Below are 5069 nucleotides of genomic sequence, written 5' to 3'. Positions count from 1 at the left end.
GTTTCGGACAGGGGGCGCGGGGCTGATCCACGGGAGCGGTTCGGCAACCTTGCAGGTCAGAGGGTAGTTTTGCAGTGCAAAATCATATGTTGCAAAACTGGCGCGAGGCTTGACTCAGCCCATAACCTCCGGGCTACCGGCACGGAAATCCGGTATTGGCTCTCTGGGGCTTGGTGAGGTCCGATGCACGATCTGTTGGGCCGCACCCCTCCCCAGGGGGCCATGGGGCGCCGTCCGCCACCCTCCGGGACGGGCGCCGCGAACCGCGTGAACGTCCCCTTCCGACGCCGCGCCCAGATCGCCGGAACCGCCCGGTTCCGGAATCGTCACGAGGAGTACCCCCCATGATCGGTAGATTCACGCGCGCCGTCGTGACCGTCACGGCGCTCGGCACGCTGGCCGCGACCGCCGCGTGCGGTGTCGACTCCGGCGACTCGTCCGGTGACGGCGACAAGTCCGGCGGCACGTCCAAGGCGCTGAAGGTCGGCTGGTCGACCATCTACCTGACGCCGTCGTGGATGCAGCAGACCGACAAGATGATCAAGGACGATGTCGCGAAGCTGAAGGGCGAGGGCAAGATCGCCGACTACAAGGTGTTCAACGCCAACGGCGACACCTCGCAGCAGATCGCCCAGATCCGCGCGATGATCCAGCAGAAGTACGACGTGATCCTCGTGGACGCGGGGTCGTCCACGGCGCTGAACCCGGTCATGGAGCAGGCCGTCGGCAGCGGGATCACGGTCGTGAACTTCGACAGCCTGGTCACCTCCGAGAAGGTCGTGCGCGTCGGCACCGACCAGAAGGAGTGGGGCCGGATGATGGGCCAGTGGCTCGGCGAGAAGCTCGGCGGCAAGGGCAAGATCATCGCGTTCAACGGGCCGGCGGGCGTCGCGGTGAGCGAGGAGCGCTGGCAGGGCGCCGAGGAGGCGCTGAAGAAGTACCCGGGCATCAAGGTCGCCGCGAACGTCCACAGCGAGTACAACCTGGCGCCGGCGGCGCAGGCGTTCGCTTCGGCGTACTCCGCGAATCCCGATATCGATGGTGTGTTCTCGCAGGGTGGCGCGCTGTCGGCGGCGGCGTTGCAGACGCTGATCAAGCAGAAGAAGAAGCTCGTCCCGATCACCGGTGAGAACTACAACGGGTTCCTGAAGCTGTGGCAGCAGCACAGCAAGGACGGGTTCTCCTCGCTGTCCACGGCGCAGCCCAACTACCTGGGCGTCATCGCGCTGCGGGCGGCGGTGGCGAAGGCGGGCGGCGCGTCGGTGCCGAACCAGATCATGGTCCCGCTGCCCAAGATCACCGATGAGAACCTGGCGCAGTACGTCAAGCCGGACCAGCCGGACGACTCCTACCCGATCCAGGAGCTGCCGCAGCCCGAGATCGACAAGCTGATCGGGAAGTGACGGTGGCGCTTCTGGCCGTCGAGCAGGTCTCGAAGTCGTTCGCGGGCAACCGGGTCCTCGACCAGGTGAGCTTCGACGTCCGGGCGGGCGAGGTGCTCGCGCTGGTCGGCGAGAACGGTGCGGGCAAGAGCACCGTCCTCGGACTGGTCACCGGGCTGCTCGCGCCCGACTCCGGGCGGATCTCCTACGACGGCGAGCCGCTGCGGTCCTGGTCGCCGCACCGCGCCCGCGAGGTCGGGATCGGCTCGGTGCACCAGGAGCTCAGCCTCAACCCGCACCAGACCGTCGCGGAGAACGTGTTCCTCGGGCAGTGGCCGTCGCGGCGCGGGCTGATCCTGCGCCGCGACCTCGCCCGGCGGGCGCGGCCGCTGCTGGAGCGGGTCGGGCTGGACGTCGATCCGCTCACCCGGGCCGGGCGGCTGCCGCTCGGGCAGCAGCAGCTCGTCGAGCTGGCCAAGGCGCTCGCCTCGCAGCCGCGGCTGCTGATCCTGGACGAGGCCACCTCCGCGCTGGACGACGACCAGGTCAGAAGCGTCTTCGCGGTCGTGGACGAGCTGCGCGCCGCCGGCTCGTCCGTGATCATCGTCAGCCATCGGATGGGCGAGCTGTTCGCGATCTCCGACCGGCTGACCGTGCTGAAGGACGGCGAGGTCATGGCGACCCGCGAGCGCGCGGAGACCGACCATGACGACATCGTCCGGCTGATGATCGGGCGGGAGCTGTCCGACCTGTTCCCGCCCAAGGCCGGGGCGAGCGCGGCGGACTTGGCCCCGGAAGGGGACGAGATCGCCGCGATCCCGACCGAGAAGGAGATCGCCTCCGAGAAGGCCGCCGCCACGGAGGACGCGGATCCGGCGCCTGGTGGGAAGACGGTGCTGCGGGTGCGCGGGCTTTCCGTCCCGGGTGCCTGCGACGGCGTCGATCTCGATCTGGAGGTCGGCCGGATCATCGGGCTCGGCGGGCTCCAGGGGCAGGGGCAGCGGGCCGTGCTGCGGGCGCTGTTCGGGCTCGTCCGGCACGCGGGGAGGATCGAGCTGGACGGGCGTCCGGCCCGGCTCGCCTCCCCGCGCGAGGCCATCCGGAACCGGATCGCGTACGTCCCGGAAGACCGCAAGGTCGAGGGGCTGCACGTGGCGCAGACCGTCCGGGCCAACCTGGCGCTCACCAACCTCGACGTGGTGACGCCGGGGCGGCGGCTGCTCACCGTCGACCGGGGCGCGGAGGCGGCGCTCGTCGACGACCTCGTCGAGCGGATGCGGATCAGAGTGACCGGTCCGGAGCAGGAGGCCCGCAGGCTGTCGGGCGGCAACCAGCAGAAGGTCGCGCTGGCCCGCTGGCTGCCGTCCAAGCCGCGGATCCTGCTGCTGGCGGAACCGACCCGCGGCATCGACGTCGGCACCAAACGCGAGATCTACCATCTGCTCCGCCGGCTCGCCGACAGCGGCGTGGCGGTGCTGATCACTTCTGGGGACACCATGGAACTGGTCGGCCTGTGCGACGAGGTCGCCGTGATGTACGAGGGCGCCGTCGTCGATCGGCTGGCGGGGGACGCCCTCACCGAGGAGCGGCTCGTCCGCGCCTCCGTCACCGGGACGGTGGCCGATGACTGACCAGCCCGTGACCGAGCGGTCAGTGCCCGCCGGGCGCGGGGTGGCGCGCGAGGCCGGGGCCGGACGGTTCGGCTCCTTCCTGCGGCGGAACCTCGACGTCACCGGGCTGTGCGCGCTGCTGGTGATCCTGCTGGCCGTGTACAGCCAGTACGACTCCGAGCTGTTCACCCCGGCGTCGATCACGATCCTGTCCGCGCAGTTCCTGCCGCTGATCCTGGCGGCGATGGGGCAGAGCACGGTGATGCTCGCGGGCGGCATCGACCTGTCGCTGGGGTCGGTGCTGGCCCTCGCGATGGCGGTGTTCGCCGTCCGCGCCGAGGACGGCGTCGCGGTCGCCGCCGTGCTGGCGCTGGCGGCGGCCGTGTCGACCGGCGCCGCGAACGGCGTGCTCGTCGCGTACGCGGGGCTGCCGCCGATCATCGTGACGCTGGCGGCGTCGTTCCTGTGGGGCGGCGTCACGCTGGTGGTGCTGCCGCAGCCGGGCGGGAGCGTTCCGGCCGGGCTGGTGGACGCCTACAACAACGGCTGGAACGGGATCGCGCTGCCGTTCCTGGTGGTCGGGGCCGTCCTGCTGCTGTGGAAGACGGTCCGGACAACGCGTTTCGGGCTCTCGCTGTACGCGGTGGGCGGCAACGAGCACGGCGCCTACGCCAGCGGGATCGGCACCCGGAAAGTGAAGATCGGCGCCTACGGGCTGGCGGGGGTGTTCGTCGGCCTCGCCGGAATCGGTCTCGCGATTCAAACGGGGTCCGGCGATGCGACGATCGGGACGCCTTACACGTTGAACTCCATAGCCGCCTCGGTGCTCGCCGGGGTCAGCTTCTTCGGAGGCGTGGGGCAGATGCGCGCCACCGTGCTGGCCGCGCTGCTCATCGGGCTGCTGACGAACCTGCTGCTGTTCACCGGACTGTCGCCGTTCTACCAACTGATCATGCAGGGGGCGGTGCTCATCGTGGCGATCGCCGTGAAGACGTTCGCGACCCGCGAGAGGACGGACTGATGACCGCGCTACCGCGCACCGCCGCCGCCTCGTTGCCCCGGGCGCTGAAGGAGAACCGCGCCGTCTGGGCGTTCGGCGTGCTGGTGCTGACCTGGCTCGCCGCGATCCTGTTCGCGAAGGGCTTCGACAGCGTCTCCAGCTTCCGGTACCTGGTGCAGACGGCCGCGTTCCTCGGCATCGTCGGCGTCGGGCAGACCCTCGTGGTCATGATGAGCGGCATCGACCTGTCGGTGTCGGGCGTCGTCGCGCTGTCGGCGGTGGTGTGCGCCCAGGTCGCGTCCGGATCGGGCGGGACGGCGGGCATCGCGGTCGCGCTGGTCGCGAGCGTCCTGGTCGGGCTTGCGAACGCGGCCGGGGTGACCTGGCTGCGGGTGCCGCCGATGGTGATGACGCTGGCCACCGGCACGATCGTCGCCGGGGCGCTGCTCGTCTACACCGACGGGTCGCCGAAGTCGGCGAAGGTGGCGCTGCTCGGGTCGCTCGCCAACGACCGCGTCCTCGGGGTGCCGCTCGCGTTCGTCCTGTGGATCGGCATCACCGCGGCCGCCGCCTGGCTGCTGCACGCCTCCCGCATCGGACGGTACGTGTTCGCGCTCGGCAACGGAGAGCGGGCTTCGCGGGCGTCCGGCGTGCCGCTCGCCCGGACCGCGTTCATCGCCTACGGGCTGTGCGCGCTGCTCGCCGGGGTGGCCGGGCTGGTGCTGCTCGGGTTCACCTCCACCAGCTCGCTGACCATGGGCAACCCGTACCAGCTGCTGTCGATCGCCTCGGTCGTGCTCGGCGGGACGTCCATCCTCGGCGGGCGCGGGCACGTGCTCGGCACCGTCGCCGGGGCGCTGCTGCTGACGCTGCTCACGGCGCTGCTGGCGTCGTGGAACATGTCCGAGGGCGTCCGGCAGATCGTCCTGGGCCTGCTCATCATCGGGCTGCTGCTCGCCTACGCGAGGGAACGGCGGTCATAGATGACGCGATCGGGGGAGCTGCTCAAGGAACTGGTCGGGATCGCCAGTGTCAACCCGCGAGGCGGGCCCGTCGGCACGGGGGCGGGACCCGAAC

General features: G+C 70.6%; 4 protein-coding genes. All 4 read left to right on the top strand.

The annotated features are described in order from the left end of the window. The first annotated feature begins 344 nt into the window (after positions 1-344). The 4 genes from E1264_RS39945 to E1264_RS39930 are packed head-to-tail and all read left to right on the top strand — an operon-like array spanning position 345 to position 4975. Positions 345-1403, top strand: a complete 1059-nt coding sequence (locus E1264_RS39945) for an ABC transporter substrate-binding protein (RefSeq protein WP_132182342.1) — start codon at positions 345-347, stop codon at positions 1401-1403. Next, complete coding sequence (locus E1264_RS39940) at positions 1400-3013, top strand: sugar ABC transporter ATP-binding protein (protein ID WP_132182340.1); 1614 nt, start codon at positions 1400-1402, stop codon at positions 3011-3013. The genes E1264_RS39945 and E1264_RS39940 overlap by 4 nt, the downstream gene beginning before the upstream one ends. After that, positions 3006-4013, top strand: coding sequence for an ABC transporter permease (locus tag E1264_RS39935; protein ID WP_132182338.1), 1008 nt, complete (start codon positions 3006-3008; stop codon positions 4011-4013). The genes E1264_RS39940 and E1264_RS39935 overlap by 8 nt, the downstream gene beginning before the upstream one ends. Beyond that, on the top strand, positions 4013-4975 hold the full coding sequence (locus tag E1264_RS39930) for an ABC transporter permease (protein WP_132182336.1): 963 nt from the start codon (positions 4013-4015) through the stop codon (positions 4973-4975). The genes E1264_RS39935 and E1264_RS39930 overlap by 1 nt, the downstream gene beginning before the upstream one ends. Positions 4976-5069: the final 94 nt, after the last annotated feature.

Source organism: Actinomadura sp. KC216 (assembly GCF_004348535.1).
Classification (GTDB): domain Bacteria; phylum Actinomycetota; class Actinomycetes; order Streptosporangiales; family Streptosporangiaceae; genus Spirillospora.
This window is presented reverse-complemented; position numbering and strand designations above follow the sequence as displayed.